The organism is Prevotella sp. oral taxon 317 str. F0108 (genome assembly GCF_000162415.1).
Lineage (GTDB): Bacteria > Bacteroidota > Bacteroidia > Bacteroidales > Bacteroidaceae > Prevotella > Prevotella conceptionensis.
This window is the reverse complement of record NZ_GG740072.1, coordinates 42026-57836: the sequence shown is the minus strand read 5'-3', so window position 1 is coordinate 57836 and position 15811 is coordinate 42026. Positions and strand designations below refer to the sequence as shown.

Below are 15811 nucleotides of genomic sequence, written 5' to 3'. Positions count from 1 at the left end.
TACGAACTTAAAAGCTTTAAACCTCAAATTATTTGCCTGCCACGCGGTCTTGGTTGCGACTTACGAAGTCTTTCCAACCGCGATACTTGGTATCGGTTTCGGGCCTGCCCATCTGTAAGAAGTGGCAATAGGCTGCTCCAAGGGCATCGGTTGCATCCATAAACTTGGGCATATCGTCATCGCTTAGTTTCAACATACGTTTCAACATGCCAGCCACCTGCTCTTTTGAGGCCTGCCCTTGTCCTGTTATGGCCATCTTTATTTTCAATGGCGCATACTCGTGTATGGGAATGTCGCGTTGAATGGCAGCAGCGATAGCCACGCCCTGCGCCCGTCCCAACTTCAACATCGACTGTACATTCTTACCAAAGAACGGAGCCTCGATAGCCAATTCGTCGGGCAGATAGGCATCGATAATGCCCGAAACGCGCTCGAAGATATGCCCCAAACGCAAGTATGGGTCGGGCATCTTGCGCAAGTCGATAACGCCCATAGCCACCATCTGCGCCTTTTTGCCCACCACACGGATAACGCCGTAGCCCATCAACGTGGTACCAGGGTCGATACCCATTATTATCTTTTCTGTTTCTTCCTTATACATGAATCGATTTGTAAGTTGGAAACGAGTTAACGAGCTTATCTAGTTATCCTAGGTTTCCTAGTTACCCTAGGTTTAACTAGCTTACTACTTACTACCTTTACTCCTTACTACTTACTCCTTACTACTTACTCCTTACTACCTTTACTACTTACTACCTTTACTACTCCCCCTTATCTATCCAAATATGGATTATGCGCAAGCTCGTAACCAATCGTTGTTTCTGGCCCATGCCCCGAAAACACGCGGGTTGTGTCGGGCAATTGCGACAAGTGGCGTATGCTTTGCATCATCTTAAACATACTCCCGCCAGGAAGATCTACCCTGCCTATCGAACCCTTAAAAAGCGTATCGCCAGTAAAAGCAACACCTTCAGACTCGCAATAGAACACACAACTGCCCTCCGTATGGCCCGGCGTATGAATGATGGTGACCCGATGGTTACCCCATTCGATGCTATCGGCCTCCGTAAGGTATCGTTCCACGCGCGGTTGCTGCTCTTCTAGCGGCATGTTCAGCAGATAAGCGGCCTGTTCGGGCAGATGTTCTAACAACTCACCGTCGTCTTCGTGCACCTCAGGGCGCAAGCCATACGTGGCAAACACAAAGGCATTCCCCAAGTTATGGTCCACATGCCCATGCGTAGCCAACAGTCGACGAGGCTTTAATTCGTTGTCGGCGATATACTGCGTAAGCGCCGATTTATCTTTCTCGAAGAATGCGCCACAATCTATTATCACGCATTCCTTTGTTTCGTCAGACACAACATAGCAGTTTTCCTGCAACATGTTGCACATTATATGATGTATATTCAGCATTGTGCTAAATCGTTTTGCATTTTATGTTATCGGTTCATCGTGGTCGCGCGCTATCTGCATGCAACCATTCCCAAACCCTTTTGTCACTTGCGGCTACTACCCTTTACATAGGTACATACACCACGTTTTTCTCTTCAAACCACTCGTCTTCGAACCAATTACCCACAGGTGTAATGTCGACAACCTTCTTCACCGTGCGCGTTTCCGCATCAAGATTTCCCCCTTTGAGGCATATCAAACCGTTGGGCAAGGCGTTGCGCTGTTCGCGCGAGATGTTCTTCTTCACGATTTTCATCAAGTCGGGCAAGGGCATCACGGCTCGGCTCACCACAAAATCGTACTCGCCCCACTCTTCTTCGCCTGCCTTTTGCTCGGCAGTGGCATTGGTTAAGCCAATGGCAGCGGCAATTTCTTGCGTTACGCGTATCTTCTTCGCCGTGCGATCAATCAGCTTAAAACGGCATTCGGGAAACACGATAGCCAACGGAATGCCAGGGAAACCGCCCCCCGTACCAAAGTCTAGCACCCGTGTACCAGCCTTAAACTGCACATATTTGGCGATGGCCAGCGAATGAAGTACGTGGTGCAGGTACAAGTTGTCGATGTCTTTTCGCGAAACCACATTTATTCGTTCGTTCCATGTGCGGTATAGTTCGCCCAGTTGCGTTAGCTGTTCAAGCTGCGTGGCGGTTAGTTCGGTAAAATATTTACGTATCTCGTCCATTGTCTTTGCTGTTCTTACGAGGTTTCATGCCTCGTTGCGTTCTGTTTCGGGGCACTCACATTATCGGGCCATTTCTGCCGCCGTGCAAGTTCATCCGCCACTTATTTCAATATTCTGCTCAATTCGCTACGACTTAACGTAACACTTATTTCGCCCACAGCATGTGGTGCTATCTCGTCTTCACAATATATAAAGGTGAAACCATCGTCGTCGATGGCAAAGTTATCTGGCACATATACATGCCCATCGGCAAATATATCCTTCTTATTAAGCTCGTCCAATCCGTCGGCGTTAAAGCGTTCGCCCACCTTTTTCAGCAACAGTTCTTTCAGTGTAGGCTCGTAGCCAGGCACAAAAACATCTTGCAGTTGCAGCACTTTCCCAGTGGTAACGTCGATGTTTCGCACCAACGTTTGATTAATTCCATGCGCTCCACCGCCGTAAGTATATATCTTGGCCGTGTAAACAACAATGTTCTCAGCACCGTTTCGCGTGGAGGTTTTCACCTTATATTCATAATTATAGGAGCTGCCGTTCTCCCTATCTTGCCGATAAAGTGCTGCATAATCGTGTAAATAGTCGTTCAGCATACGTTTCACAAACGAGTCAACCGCCTGTTTCATGCTAAACTTTTGGTTGGTAAGCCCCAGATAATCGGGCATCAAGATGCCAGCATGCAGCAGTGCGTTGTTTATTTTGTCGGCGTTATTGCCTTTGGCGTACTGCAAGTTAAGGCTTATTCGGCATAGCGGCGTTAGTTTCAAATCAGTCAACGCCACGGTGGTATCCACCACAATGCTGTCGAAATCCAGCCCTTCAATCTTGGCCGAAGTAGCAGACTTGTTCGTACAAGCTGCAAACGCCACAAGTGCAACGGCCCAAGCGATGAGTATTCGTTTCATGTTATTCATTACGTGATAATGTGCAAAGTTACGAATAAATTGCGCAAGAATGGGTTTATTGGGTGTTAATCTGTGTTTTTTATGGGAGTTGAGCGGTTCACAAGTTGACAAGTTAACAAGTTGACAAGTTAACAAGTTGACAAGTTAACAAGTTGGCGAGTTAACGAGTTGACAAGTTGACAAGCTGACGAGTTTACAAGTTAACGAGTTAACAAAGTGGTTAGTTCTCTGCAACAAAGCATTTGGCTTAACTCCTTAACTCCTTAACTCCCTAACTCCTTAACTCCCTACCTCCCTTACTCCTTCAAATCAATTTTTCTCTCTCTTCCTTGCTCATTATCAGAAAAATATGCGTACCTTTGCAGCCGCTGTCACGAGTTGACGGCATTAAATTCAAACCTAATTACATTTTAATTTGCACAATGGCAACAAAAATCAGATTACAACGCGGCGGCCGTAAGGGCTATGCTTTCTATGGCATCATTATCGCCGACGCAAGAGCACCACGTGATGGTAAATTTACTGAGAAGATTGGTACGTACAACCCCAACACCAATCCCGCAACCGTAGATTTGAATTTCGAACGCGCCCTACATTGGGTAGAGTGTGGTGCACAACCCACCGACACCGTTCGCAACATCCTTAAAGGCGAAGGCGTTTACTTGATGAAACACCTGCGTGGTGGCGTTAAGAAAGGCGCATTCGACGAGGCAACAGCACAAAAGAAGTTCGACGCTTGGAAAGAAGAGAAGAACAAGGGCACCGAAGCTATCCGTAACAACGAGGCTAAGGCCAAGAAAGACCTCGAAGCCAAAAAGCTAGAGGCTGAAAAGAGCGTCAACGCTGCTATCGCCAAGAAAGTAAACGAAAAGAAAGCTGCTGAGGCTGCCGCAAAAGCTGAGGCTGAGGCCGCTAACGCTGAAGTAGAAAACGCTGCCGAGGCAACAGCCGAAGCACCTGTTCAAGAGGCCAACGAGGCTCCTGCTGAAGCATAAAGCACAACGCTTTACAAACAACAAACGAGGGATATGCCACAAAACGGCATGTCCCTTTTTGCTTTCTTGCTAAACAAGGGGGACGAGTGAACAAGTTGATGAGTTGACGAGTGAGCAAGTTGACAAGTTGACGAGTGCGCAAGTTAACGAGCTGACAAGTTAACGAGTTGACGAGTAGACAAGTTAACAAGTTGACGAGTAGACAAGAAGACAAGTTAACGAGTGAATAAACTTATAAGTTGGCGGGGTTACGAGAGAATGTGTTGTCTGGTTTAGTGGTGCTGCCATTTTTTCACCTTTTCACCCTTTCACTCTTTCACCTTTAAAAGGCGCAGCCATCTTTTCACCCTTTCACCCTTTCACCTTTAAAAGGCGCAGCCATCTTTTCACCCTTTCACCTTTTCACCTTTTCACCTTTAAAAGGCGCAGCCATCTTTTCACCTTTTCACCCTTTCACTTTTTCACCTTTATAAGCCCTTTTCATTATGCTCATTCTATCCGACAATCAAGACATCACCCGAGCTGGTTTGCAATGGCTTTGCAGCGAAATGAAACATAACGACATCGCCATTGCCACGGACAAAACAACACTCGCTAGACTTCTCGAAGGACAAGAACACGCCACCGTGGTGTTGGACTATACTTTGTTCGACTTCACCAGTTTCGACGAATTGCTTATTTGGCAACAACGATTTCACCGCGTGCAATGGCTCTTATTTAGCGAAACGCTTACCAGCGACTTCGTACGTGTGGCCGTTGCAAGCGGCCCGCGCTTTGGCATCATCCTCAAAGACGCACCCCTTCCGCTAATTCGCCAAGCCCTGCACGATGCCCTACGCGGAGAACCATACCACTATGCGCCCCTTGTGCAAATGGCCGATGAACAATGGCAAGAAGTGGAACGGGTGAAACTTACAAAAACAGAAATGGAGGTGTTACGCGACATTGCCCTAGGATTGACCACAAAAGAGATTGCCGAAAAACGTTTTTCTAGCTTTCATACCGTTAATACCCATCGCAAGAACATCTTCCGCAAACTGAATGTGAACAATGTTCATGAAGCAACAAAATACGCCTTACGAGCGGGAATGGTAGATGCGGCAGAGTATTACATTTAAGAATGTGAGCAAATGAGTTGTTGGGTCTGTACCCTTGTAAACTTCTGGCGACGTGTTGACCCAAAAGGTTATTGGCCGTAATGGCTGTTAAACCTGCACTCTTGTAAACTTCTGGCGACGTGTTGACCAAAAAGGTTGTTGCCCGTAATGGCTGTTGAACCTGCGCCCTTACAAGTAGGTAACGACACCGTCCGACAAGCTAACGGGCGAAAGATTAACAAAAGCAGCACACACCATGCCATCAAGCGTTCTTTTCTGGGCGCGGTTTAGGTTTGTTTTCTGCATCAACAAACTCTACCGCTATCGTTCGGCGCATGCCTTTACCCTCCTTCGTTGCGGCATCAACCCACCAGAGACGTGCCTTTATACCACAATCCACCCTACTCCTTATTATATAATAAGGAACGACAAATGTTAATCCGGCCTCATTCTTGGCCACATAGCGTTGTCTTTGTTCGTCTGCCCGAACGATTTGCACGGTTTCCAAGTGCCAAATATCCTGACCATTGGCAGCCGACGGGCGCATGGCTACGATGTTTTTTCGTTTGCCTTCTACTGCTATCTTGGCCTCAACGCAAGCAAACTTCGCCAAGCTGTGTCCACTAGGCCATTGCTTACGATTAACAGAAAGGGTGTTTCCATTGGTGTCGGCCAAGGCCACCTTGTCTGTTTTTCGGCCCGTTTTGGGATTAATTTGCGTAAAGAAGTTCATCACCACCAGCAGGTTCCAATGCAAATCGGGGAACAAGAAGTCGTGGGCTGCATCTAAGTGGGCATTATAGAAAGCCGAAACATCGGCACAAGGGGCGATGCCTGGCGGCATGGCATTGGCTAAGGCCTGCATTTCGGGTGTTGGCGTCCAGCCGTTTCGCCGATAGGTTTCCACATACGCGTTAATCTGCGCTTGAGCCTCAGACAACAAGCCCTGCCCTTTAAGCAACAAGGCCAGCATAAAATGAACCTTACCCAAGAACTCGTCCTTGGGTTGCAGCAATATGGCCTTACACAGAGCCGATAGTTTAAGCTGTTCGTCTGGTGTAATGTCGGCCAGCTCCTTCCATAAGTAAAAACGCTGTTGCTTACGTATTAGGCAACGAAGTGTTTCAAGTGCCTCGTGGTCCTTACACGCAGCCAACTTAACTTTCACCCATAGCCGCATCAAGCTTTCGTTGTCGGCATAGGCATCAAGAGCCTTTTGCAGGATGGCGGGTGGCCGCTCGTTCAGCCTTCTCAGTTCGTGTTTCTCGCAGGCCGACAGCAAAGCAACAAGTGTTTTCTCTACCAATGCAGGGTATCGGCGGTCGTCTTTGGTGGTGCGCTGCCAGTCTTCATCCCTGAAATTGTCCATTCCCCACCCCTTAACAAACCGCAATGCCTGTCGCTGATGGGCTTTGGGCAGATGCCGAAGGTAGAAATGGAGAATGGCCGAATGGTATTCGTTGCGCACAAACGTTCCGCTTATCGTCTGCGCATAATGTTCAGCCAGACCAATGGCGGCCGTTTCGTCTTGTTTTTGCAGCTTGATTATTGCGAAATATTTACTTCGGGCATAGAGTTCTTTCACCTTTTCGTCTGTAAAACGCACGTTAGGCAAGAATGTATTGAGCACTTCTTGCAAGCCATAACCTAAATCGAAACAATGCTCCACAACGCGCTCGGCCAGTGGACGGAACGTTTGCTCCTCGTGTTGCGAGGGCTGGAAGTCGGCCTCGGCAAAGGCATTCACGTCCCAGGCAGCGATAAAATTCAGCAGTTTAAAGTCGGCAAACCGCTCCTTTACCGCGATAGCCATCAGCAACATTTGCGAGTGAAGTAAAGAAGGGCGTTGGTTTTTCAGCATGATATAGTTCAGTAAAGCCCTTCGTGCCGTAGCAGATTGGCATTCGGATGGCAGGCGTTTCAAATAGCGAAACACCACCCAGCCCACTCTTTCGTGCAAGGCAGTTGGCAAGTTTTCGCCCAAAAACGGCAGCAAGGCATCGTATGCTACCCTTTCGCAGCCGTCTTTACTCATTTGTTCGATGTGTCGTATCTGCGGATAAAAGGGCAGAGCGTGTTCTTTCAGCCGTTCGATAGCCTTGCTGGCAATGCCCTCCGTGTCGTTCATCAGGGGTTGCAGCTGTTCCAAAAGGGCGATGCGCTGGTTGGCCTCGTCCAATCGTTGTTCTTTGATTAGCCAGTCGCAGATGTCTTTCTGTACCCAAAACATAGCCATGCATGCATGTGGGCTTTTCTCGTATTGCCAATCGGCGTTGGCTTGTTGCAAGGCCTCATTCAGTCGGCCCGCTTTTCTTAGTGTCATGGTAGCAATAAAACTCATGGTTTAGGTTTAGTGGTTTCTTTGTAGTTAATAACGTCGACTTTGTTGTTTTATTTTAGGCAGGTTCTAAAAATAAAATGAAAAGCGGGCTTAAAAGGAGAAAAGACACAAGCATGGAAACTTTTAGGGCACGCCCGACAATGTAATCTTTTGCGCATAAATTTTAACACTATGGCTGCGAAATTCATGGCCAATCGCCAACCTTGCCGCAAAAAATCGATTCTCGCGAAGGTTAGTTTTGATGCTAAAAGGGGTAGCCTGTGAATGCAGACAAAATGAATTTTTATTTAGAAAACTGCCATTTGGACCAGATTTTGGGGCTATTTGCCGCTAAATGGAGTGCGTTTTGATGCTAAATGCAATGCGTTTTGATGCTAAATGCAATGCGTTTTGATGCTAAATGCAAGGTGAAATGCGGCAAAATGCGAGATGAAAAGCATAAAAATACGCTGAAAAGGTATAAATAAAACCTCTTTGAGGCATTAAAAACAGGACTAAAAAGGACAAAATAGCCATTAAAAAGTGGCGTTTTAGGGCTAAAAGTGCGTAATTGGGCATGAAAAATTACGAGCCAGCAGCCAAACTAGAAAGGCAAAATGGTGCAAAATGCTGGTTTTGTTCCAGAAAATAGACAGAACAAAAGGCGTGAAAGACAAGAAATTGTGGTTATTTGCCTATTTTATATCCGACATTATCGCTAGAATGGAGTGAGAATTAGAACGATTTTGTAAAATTAATAATAACAATTTAAGATTTCGAGTTGATGAGTTTGTGAGGTGGTAGGTTTCCGAGTTGAGGAGTTTGTAAATTGATGGATTGATGAATTGGTGACAGGCCTTAACCATCGGCCACAACGCGACGAACCATTCGACACACAACAAAACCGAGTAAGAAGTTTGTAACTATGAAAGAAATTTTGTAACTTCGCACATGCGGACAGGGCTGCCCCAATAACATGTTTAGCAACGCACATGCACCGCAGCACCATCCCCAAAAGGTCTACTGTTAGTACCAAGCCAACAAAACCATATACAACCGCAAACAACAACGACAAGGACAATGACATTTAAAGAGTTCCAAGAAACACTAAAAGAGCTGGACACATTCAAGTTGAGAAGGGGCAAAAAACGATTCGCACTGGTGAATGTAACACCCGAAACAACCACCCTCACCGAGGTGGGCAGCACAAAGAATATGGATGTGCCCACAAAGATGCTATACGAAGCCTTCAAAGAATTGGAGGTACAAGGCGAATACACCACCAAAGACTTGACGCCATACGTGCAAAGCACGGCCGCACCGGCCTGTGCCGCACTGTTGAACAGCGTGTTTGATGTGGATATGACTAAAGAGCTGGACAGGGTGACTAATGAAATAGAAAACACGTACCTAAAGTTGCAAGACTTGTTTGTGCCTGATGAATTGCTGCTCGATTCCAGTGGTTTTGACCTTGAGCCAACTTCATACAAGAAAGCACTGGGCGAAATGAGCCCAAACATGCTAGAACAGGAAGCCTTACTCCTCGGTGTGCCAAGCATCATAAAGGCGACTAGGACTCCGTCGATGAAGAAAATGCAGCAAGACATCTACAAATTTGTTACCCGATACCCCGAGGAATGGCTGCTAGGACTTCCGATGCGCGACCTGTATTTACTACAAGAAATGGTAAACGGGAAGTTGGTGAACATTGATTACAGCCACACACCGCCCACCTTAAACTGGCTAGGCATCGTTATGGACAAGGCGACAGACGGCAAGAGGGGCGAACATATAGCTATATACGACGACCTTAAAGAGGCTCTGCAACCACTAATCCGCCCCGCCATCACCGCAAAGCTGACGTTAGCCGAGTTCAATTTGGAGACCTTGTTCGTGGGACTGATGAACACGGTGGGATGGATTAGCCGCAAAAAAGCCATCAAAATATTGTCGGAAATGATGCGGGAAAAGATGGGAAGAGAAATGGGTATATACGTGAACACCTATTTTGAACACAGCATACTGACGGCAATCTTTACCTGTATCGCCTCTTGGGACAAACAATGCGGAACATTGTGTGCACCGCGACTGAAAGACATGCCCAACCTAGGCAAAAGCGATTTGGAGGACGACGACCGCCCCGAGCTCTCTTACAACGACTTGATGCTGCGCGGACTCTACCCTTTCATTCGCCCCATAAACGCCGAAGAACAGGATTTCTTCGACTTGCTAACGAAAAAGGGGTTCAGTGAGGATGAAGCTTTTTTGCATTTTACCCTAATTTTCCACCGCATTCAAGAAGAGCGCATGCCTAACGGAAAACTGATAAGCGAAATTATTGAGGTATTTCCACAACGTAAGTTACCCAGCGACAAAGACATAAACATCATCACCAAATTCGTAAACAGCGTTCCTCGTCCGCATCTTAACGGGTATTCGCCAAATCAGATTGCGAACAAACGACTACGACCGAACGCCCACTTTACCGCTGCAACCCCCAGGTTCGACATAGACTCCCCCTTTGACAGCGGTTTTAAAAATCCCTTTGGCAATTTAAACTTGGAGCAACCTAAGGTTGGGCGCAACGAACCCTGCCCCTGTGGAAGCGGAAAGAAGTATAAAAAATGCTGCGGAAGAGAAAACTAAACCCGTAAGGGGCAAACACCGCCCCACCCCGTACCGCTAGGAAACAGCCTTTAAGGCGGGGCTGCGCTTTGCCCCGCCCTTTTCCTATACAGGTGGAGCAGGCCTTAGCACATTTCAATGGGTTTCCCATTAAGAGCTTTCGCACCATGTGTCAATGCCGTTTCGCGGTAGAAACGCGGAGCTGCGGTGCAGAATTGTCGGCCGTTAGCCATCAACTCGAGCCCAACATCGCAGGCACACCATCCCCTACCGCCAAAAAGAAATATCCTTAAAAGGCGAACATTTTTTATACAAACACGCTTGCCTTTGCGGTTTTTTACTATCTTTGCAATACCATTAAAACAATTTGCATTATGAAAGCTACGGAACAAACCATCATGCAGGTGGAACGTGCCATCAACAAGATAGCGCAAAAGTTTCCTAACCAAGAAAACAACACCGCCCTCACCGACATCCATATTAGGGTTTCGCAAGACTCAGGCGAGCTGCTTGCCTTCGACGACGACGACAGGGAGATAACTCGTTGCGTGGTAGAGCAGTGGATTGAAAGCAAGGACGAACACTTTTACCACAGCGTTACACACATTCTGCAAAGCTGCTTACGAAAGCTGAACAACGTGGTAGAACAGATGGGCATTCTCAGGCCATTCAGTTTTGTACTTGAAGATGACGAGAAGAACCATGTGGCAGAACTGTATCTCGTTGACGACGACACAAGTATCATCACGGGAGAGCTGCTCCAAAACCTTGATGAAGACCTTGATAGTTTCATGAAAGACTTGATGAAATAACGCCAAACGCCACGTCTACACGATGCCCACACGCCAGGCATCGTGCCTTTATTCGTCCCTTAACCGTAGCGCTTAGTTATTCTTTACAGAACGTTAAACACGCCCAAATTTCCTGTTCGCGCTTCGAAATGAGCCTCAACCCCAAGTCGGCAGCCGCCTCAACAAGCATCGGTACGTCCGTTTGGTAAAATCCGCTGAACACAATTCTTCCCCCTTGCGCCATCATTTGCACCCAACGGGGCATGTCGGCCAAAAGAATATTGCGGTTGATGTTGGCCACAACCACGTCAAACTGTCCGTCGCCGGCGTTCAATGTCGTGGCGTCGCCCTTGCGCACAGCCATGTTTTGCACGCCATTCAGGTCGGCATTGTGCAGACTGTTGTCCACACTCCACTCGTCAACATCATACCCCAACACCCTATCTGCCCCCAATTTAGCAGCCACAATGCCCAAGATGCCCGTTCCGCAGCCGCAGTCTAGTATGCGTTTGCCTTTCAAAGGCATACTCAGCAGTTGGGCAACAACCATCCGCGTGGTTTCGTGTGCGCCCGTTCCAAAGGCCTGTCGCGGTTCGATGGCCACTTGCAGGTCGAACCCCACAGGCAAGTCGGCCTGCGAATAGTGTCGCGCATCGTATATCATGCAACGCCCATCAATACATATAGGTTCAAAACCGTTGGCCTCCCACTCCTCGTTCCAGTTGCGATTTTCGGCCTCAACCATTTCGTAGGCAATGCTTGCCGAGGCAATGGGAAAGTCGGCGATAGCCTCATCCAATGCCATTTTGTCCAGCAGTTGCGGCTGGACATAACCCACCAACTTATCATCCGTTTCTTCAAAAGCCTCGAAACCAGCTGCCGCAGCAAGGTCGGCAAGCAGGTCTTTGGCTGCATCCATGTCTTCTTCCGCCACGTTCAGCGTGAAGACCGCTTTAAGATATTCCATATATAGATGTGCTTTTATCCTTAAATAATGTCAAACAAGCCGCCTAATCCGACTTGTCCGTCTTGTCGGACCTGTCGGACTAGTCTGACCTGTCCGACCTGTCCGACTAGTCGGACAGGTCTCGCAAAAATACTAAAAAAATAGGGAAAATCCCCCTTTTAGTTAGGGAAAATCCTTATATTTGCATAACTATCATTAGTAAATTTGCAACGTAACAACTTGCCTTTGGCAGAAAGGAACATTGACATGAAAAGATTAGGATTATTGGCAATTGGCTTGACACTGGGGACATTCACGGCAATGGCCCAAACAGACGATGTGTATTTCGTACCTAAAAAATCAGACAGGATTAACAAAGAATATCAAGACAAGGGGGAACGCGATGCCGATGTGTATTATTCGGGGTCGAACAGGAATGTAGACGAGTACAACCGCCACAACCGAAACGGCAGCAGTTACCAAAAGATTAGGCGCGACTCGTTAGGCAACGTCATCGTTGAAGAAGACGTTAGCGCCATGTCTTCGGACCGCAACCGCTCGCGACGAGACTGGCGCGACAGGCGCGACTATTACGATGACGACGACTATTATTATAGCCGTCGCGTTAGCCGTTTCTACGACCCGTGGTTCTTCGGATACTATGCTTACTCGCCTTACTACGGCTACTCACGTTGGGATTGGGATTGGTACGACCCATTCTACTACGGTTATGGCCCCCGTTGGCGCGGTTATTATTCTTATTGGTATAACGATTGGGCTTATCCCTATTACGACTATGGTTGGCGTTCGCCCTACTATTATGGCGGCTACTACGGCCCATACTATGGATATTACAGCCCCTACTACAATTATGGCGGCTATTATTATTCGCCGGGCTACTACTCTTATGGCGGCGTAACAGGCACGCGCAATCATGGCAGCATGAGTTCGCGAGCAGCAAGAGACCGCACCGACTATCGTTACCAATACAACGACAACACTCGCTCGTCGGGCCGCAGCTATGGCAACAGCTACGAACGCAGCAGTAACGGCGATTTCTATAACACCCGTTCGTACGACAACAACCGCAACTACAACCCGCCCACACGCAGTTACGACAGCGGTTCGCGTGGTGGTTCGTTCGGCGGTGGAGGTTCGTCGAGGGGCGGCGGTTCGTTTGGTGGCGGCAGCTCTGGCGGCGGTTCATCCTCAGGGGGAGTAACCTTCGGCGGCAGACGGTAAGTCCGTTTGCAGATAACATGCAGTGAAAGAGAACAGAACGTTTTTGTTAAGCCAAATGAACAATGTCGAACTTGCTCAAGCATTGTCATGGCGAGAAAACGCACTTTTAGAGAAACGATAAAAGAAGTATTTATGAACACAAGATATTTAATGATATGCTCGGCCTTGCTTGCCCTGCCAGCAATGGCCCAAGAAACCTACGAGAACAGCCGCTTACTAGGCAACGACCTCAACGGAACAGCTAGATATGTAGGCATGGGTGGTGCAATGGAGGCATTAGGAGCCGACCTCTCTACCATCCGAACCAACCCCGCGGGCATCGGTTTGTACCGTAAATCGGGCGTAAACCTCTCGTTCGGATTCATATCCCAAGGCGATGCCAACGCTCGCCTAGGGCATTCCGCCACAAAAATGAGTTTCGACCAAGTAGGGTTCTACCGTTCAATGCGCATGGGCGAACGTTCGTTCGTTAACTTCGCCTTCAATTTCAGCAAGGGAACCAACTTCAATTACTTCCTTAGTGCAGCCGGCAAGCTAAGCGATGCCTCGTTGGGCAAACAAGCTTACCTTAAAGGCTTGCGCGGTTCGTTGTACAATGGAGGCTACAATATAAGGCAAGACCCAAAGCATAATGATGTGTATATCGGATATGCAGAAAGTAATCCCAAAAACTTCGACGTGTCTAGAAACTATGGCCAACTAGACTATCTGTATTGGAACTCACGTTTAATAGATAAGAATGACCCTACAAAAGCTGGCTACGATGCAGCCAACGGCTACGACTTTAATCGCTCGCAACACGGTTATATCGGCAACTACGACTTCAACATCAGCGGCAATATCAACGAACGTGTGTACCTAGGACTTACACTTGGCCTGCGCACCGTTAATTACAAGGGCTATTCCGAATATGTTGAAAGCCTCGTAAACAAGTCTGATAAATATATAGGAACAGCAACCATAGCCGACGAACGAAAGGTTACAGGAACAGGGTTCGACCTTAGTGCAGGCGCAATCTTCCGCCCCATAGAAGGCTCGCCCTTCCGCATTGGTGTCTCCATTAACTCGCCTACATGGTACGACTTGAAGACAGAGAACTACACCACCATACTAAACGAAGGCGAAAACAAAGGCAGATACAGCAATGGACGCTCCACCGAGAGCTACAACTTTAAGCTTTTCACTCCTTGGACCTTCGGTGCCAGCTTAGGCCACACCGTTGGCAACTTCTTGGCATTGGGCGCATCGGTTAGCTATGCCGACTATGCAACGATGGACAACCGCTATATTGATGGCGAATACCAAGACTATTATGGCTATACGCACGAAACATCGGCCAGCGATAAGGTGATGAACAACCATGCCAAGCGCACGCTTAACGGCGTTGCTACGTTGAAGTTAGGTATGGAATATAAGGTGCTGCCGCAGGTTGCTGTGCGTGCTGGCTACAACTACGTATCGCCCGCCTACAAAAAAGATGCCTTTAAAGATGGCACACTCAACTCGGAAGGTTCGTATTACAGCTCGGCTGCCGACTACACCAACTGGAAGAGCACCAACCGCATGACTCTCGGCGTGGGTTTCATCGGCAAACAATGGTCGGCCGACCTGGCTTATCAATACAGCACAACCGATGGAGAGTTCTATCCCTTCACCAACGGACTGACAACAGTAGACCCAACTACCAAAAAGCCCCTAACAAACGAAGCCTCTGCCGTATCTGTCAGCAACAAACGCCACCAGATGCTGTTCACCGTAGGATATAGATTCTAAGCCATTGGCTAGTTAGTTGGCTTGCAAACACACAAATAGCAAACCAAGGCTTAACAACAAGGCTAAAAGAGAATAAATAAAATGCCACATGTTTTAGGACATGTGGCATTTTCAATTGCTTAAAATAAAGAGGTGCGCCTTCTAGAAACCAAGAGAAGGCAATCTTAGGCTACGCCTTTATGAAGCCTTTCCCAATCAAGCAGACGTTATTTCTTTATCAAAAATTATATCCAACACCTACATACGGATAGAATACAGCCGCACGATTAACACCTTTATTTCTTAGCCCAGATTCGTCATACGTTTTCAAAGCTACGCCAGGACAAAGCCCTACTCGCACCATAATTCCCCTCTCCGATTGATAGCGATAGCCCAAATCTATAAAACCAAAGGAACCAGACGTATCATATTCAACTTCTCTTCCCGCTTTGTCGTGATACATACAGCTGTAAAGTCCATAGCTTATTCCAATGCCAATTTCTCCATGATGCCTACCATTGCCTATAAGATAATTTACTGCTATGGGGAAACTCCACCCGCGAGTTCTCTCTGTAGCCGACTCAAAGAAATCTTGTGAACGAGAATAGGTGTATGCAATTCCTATTCTTCCTCCCCACCGAGTGTTATCACTGAAACGCGAATCATAATGAATCCCTAACGAGGTAGAGGCCCCAAATAATTCTACAAAAAAGCTTTGTTCGCGCTCTGCAAATGCAGCATTACTTACAATTAACATTGCCAGGGTAGCTAAAAACTTATTCCATCCCATAAACTTTAAGTAATATATTAATGCAAATATAAACAGAAAGAAGTAATATTACCAATGTTCTTATCACCAATCTACTAAATAGCATTAGGAAAAAAAACAAAGCTAAGACCATTGCATAATTACGCAAACCACAATTAACAAAAGGGAGTAACGCTATTTTTCTGTCACCGGGTAAACCTAACTTACTAAAGTTTCCCACCCCCTTAAAACG

General features: G+C 47.3%; 14 protein-coding genes. 6 read left to right on the top strand and 8 right to left on the bottom strand.

Translation table 11 applies throughout. The features are described 5' to 3' along the window. Nucleotides 1-28: 28 nt before the first annotated feature. From ruvC to HMPREF0670_RS00205, 4 genes are all read right to left on the bottom strand, one after another. On the bottom strand, nt 29-601 hold the full coding sequence (ruvC, locus tag HMPREF0670_RS00220; protein WP_009229149.1) for a crossover junction endodeoxyribonuclease RuvC: 573 nt from the start codon (nt 599-601) through the stop codon (nt 29-31). A gap of 170 nt (nt 602-771) precedes the next feature. After that, complete coding sequence (locus tag HMPREF0670_RS00215; protein ID WP_044077526.1) at nt 772-1416, bottom strand: MBL fold metallo-hydrolase; 645 nt, start codon at nt 1414-1416, stop codon at nt 772-774. Nucleotides 1417-1519: 103 nt separating this feature from the next. Then, the gene (gene rsmG / locus HMPREF0670_RS00210) at nt 1520-2140 is read right to left on the bottom strand and encodes a 16S rRNA (guanine(527)-N(7))-methyltransferase RsmG (RefSeq protein ID WP_009229147.1); all 621 of its coding nucleotides are present in this window, start codon (nt 2138-2140) and stop codon (nt 1520-1522) included. 101 nt (nt 2141-2241) lie between these two features. Then, entirely contained in the window at nt 2242-3042 is an 801-nt protein-coding gene (locus tag HMPREF0670_RS00205; RefSeq protein ID WP_044077800.1) for a DUF3298 and DUF4163 domain-containing protein, read from the bottom strand. Between the two features lie 422 nt (nt 3043-3464). Here HMPREF0670_RS00205 and HMPREF0670_RS00200 point away from each other — a divergent pair, with 422 nt between their 5' ends. Together HMPREF0670_RS00200 and HMPREF0670_RS00195 are read left to right on the top strand one after the other, a co-directional pair. Beyond that, the gene (locus HMPREF0670_RS00200; protein ID WP_009229145.1) at nt 3465-4037 is read left to right on the top strand and encodes a 30S ribosomal protein S16; all 573 of its coding nucleotides are present in this window, start codon (nt 3465-3467) and stop codon (nt 4035-4037) included. A 485-nt stretch (nt 4038-4522) separates the two neighbouring features. Continuing rightward, nucleotides 4523-5155: a response regulator transcription factor gene (locus HMPREF0670_RS00195; RefSeq protein WP_009229144.1), complete on the top strand. Its 633-nt coding sequence runs from the start codon at nt 4523-4525 to the stop codon at nt 5153-5155. Between the two features lie 241 nt (nt 5156-5396). Here HMPREF0670_RS00195 and HMPREF0670_RS00190 read toward each other — a convergent pair whose 3' ends face one another. Continuing rightward, nucleotides 5397-7457 carry a DUF7017 domain-containing protein gene (locus tag HMPREF0670_RS00190; protein WP_232213825.1) on the bottom strand — a complete coding sequence of 687 codons (2061 nt, stop codon included), beginning with the start codon at nt 7455-7457 and terminating at the stop codon, nt 5397-5399. Nucleotides 7458-8534: 1077 nt separating this feature from the next. Between HMPREF0670_RS00190 and HMPREF0670_RS16615 the strand changes: the two genes are divergently transcribed. Beyond that, a complete protein-coding gene (locus HMPREF0670_RS16615) occupies nt 8535-10100 on the top strand; it encodes a YecA family protein (RefSeq protein ID WP_009229141.1) in 1566 nt (521 codons plus the stop codon). A gap of 353 nt (nt 10101-10453) precedes the next feature. Further along, nucleotides 10454-10891 carry a hypothetical protein gene (locus tag HMPREF0670_RS00180; protein ID WP_009229140.1) on the top strand — a complete coding sequence of 146 codons (438 nt, stop codon included), beginning with the start codon at nt 10454-10456 and terminating at the stop codon, nt 10889-10891. Between the two features lie 76 nt (nt 10892-10967). Here HMPREF0670_RS00180 and prmA read toward each other — a convergent pair whose 3' ends face one another. Continuing rightward, on the bottom strand, nt 10968-11837 hold the full coding sequence (gene prmA / locus HMPREF0670_RS00175; RefSeq protein ID WP_044077525.1) for a 50S ribosomal protein L11 methyltransferase: 870 nt from the start codon (nt 11835-11837) through the stop codon (nt 10968-10970). 246 nt (nt 11838-12083) lie between these two features. Between prmA and HMPREF0670_RS00170 the strand changes: the two genes are divergently transcribed. Then, entirely contained in the window at nt 12084-13058 is a 975-nt protein-coding gene (locus HMPREF0670_RS00170) for a hypothetical protein (protein ID WP_009229138.1), read from the top strand. Nucleotides 13059-13208: 150 nt separating this feature from the next. After that, nucleotides 13209-14831, top strand: a complete 1623-nt coding sequence (locus HMPREF0670_RS00165) for a hemin receptor (RefSeq protein ID WP_009229137.1) — start codon at nt 13209-13211, stop codon at nt 14829-14831. A 217-nt stretch (nt 14832-15048) separates the two neighbouring features. On the opposite strand, the gene HMPREF0670_RS00160 is transcribed toward HMPREF0670_RS00165, so the two are convergent. Then, the gene (locus HMPREF0670_RS00160; RefSeq protein ID WP_044077523.1) at nt 15049-15600 is read right to left on the bottom strand and encodes a hypothetical protein; all 552 of its coding nucleotides are present in this window, start codon (nt 15598-15600) and stop codon (nt 15049-15051) included. After that, the coding region (locus HMPREF0670_RS16910; protein WP_232213824.1) for a hypothetical protein at nt 15587-15811 on the bottom strand (225 nt) is incomplete at its 5' end. The genes HMPREF0670_RS16910 and HMPREF0670_RS00160, both read right to left, overlap by 14 nt.

What these genes read in the sequence shown, in the direction of transcription:
- HMPREF0670_RS00165 (WP_009229137.1), top strand. Translation starts at nt 13,209, where the DNA reads ATGATATGCTCGGCCTTGCTTGCCCTGCCAGCAATGGCCCAAGAAACC.
- HMPREF0670_RS00190 (WP_232213825.1), bottom strand. Translation starts at nt 7,457, where the DNA reads ATGACACTAAGAAAAGCGGGCCGACTGAATGAGGCCTTGCAACAAGCC.
- HMPREF0670_RS00160 (WP_044077523.1), bottom strand. Translation starts at nt 15,600, where the DNA reads ATGGGATGGAATAAGTTTTTAGCTACCCTGGCAATGTTAATTGTAAGT.
- HMPREF0670_RS16615 (WP_009229141.1), top strand. Translation starts at nt 8,535, where the DNA reads ATGACATTTAAAGAGTTCCAAGAAACACTAAAAGAGCTGGACACATTC.
- rsmG (WP_009229147.1), bottom strand. Translation starts at nt 2,140, where the DNA reads ATGGACGAGATACGTAAATATTTTACCGAACTAACCGCCACGCAGCTT.
- prmA (WP_044077525.1), bottom strand. Translation starts at nt 11,837, where the DNA reads ATGGAATATCTTAAAGCGGTCTTCACGCTGAACGTGGCGGAAGAAGAC.
- HMPREF0670_RS00200 (WP_009229145.1), top strand. Translation starts at nt 3,465, where the DNA reads ATGGCAACAAAAATCAGATTACAACGCGGCGGCCGTAAGGGCTATGCT.
- HMPREF0670_RS00170 (WP_009229138.1), top strand. Translation starts at nt 12,084, where the DNA reads ATGAAAAGATTAGGATTATTGGCAATTGGCTTGACACTGGGGACATTC.
- HMPREF0670_RS00195 (WP_009229144.1), top strand. Translation starts at nt 4,523, where the DNA reads ATGCTCATTCTATCCGACAATCAAGACATCACCCGAGCTGGTTTGCAA.
- HMPREF0670_RS00205 (WP_044077800.1), bottom strand. Translation starts at nt 3,042, where the DNA reads ATGAAACGAATACTCATCGCTTGGGCCGTTGCACTTGTGGCGTTTGCA.
- HMPREF0670_RS00180 (WP_009229140.1), top strand. Translation starts at nt 10,454, where the DNA reads ATGAAAGCTACGGAACAAACCATCATGCAGGTGGAACGTGCCATCAAC.
- ruvC (WP_009229149.1), bottom strand. Translation starts at nt 601, where the DNA reads ATGTATAAGGAAGAAACAGAAAAGATAATAATGGGTATCGACCCTGGT.
- HMPREF0670_RS00215 (WP_044077526.1), bottom strand. Translation starts at nt 1,416, where the DNA reads ATGCTGAATATACATCATATAATGTGCAACATGTTGCAGGAAAACTGC.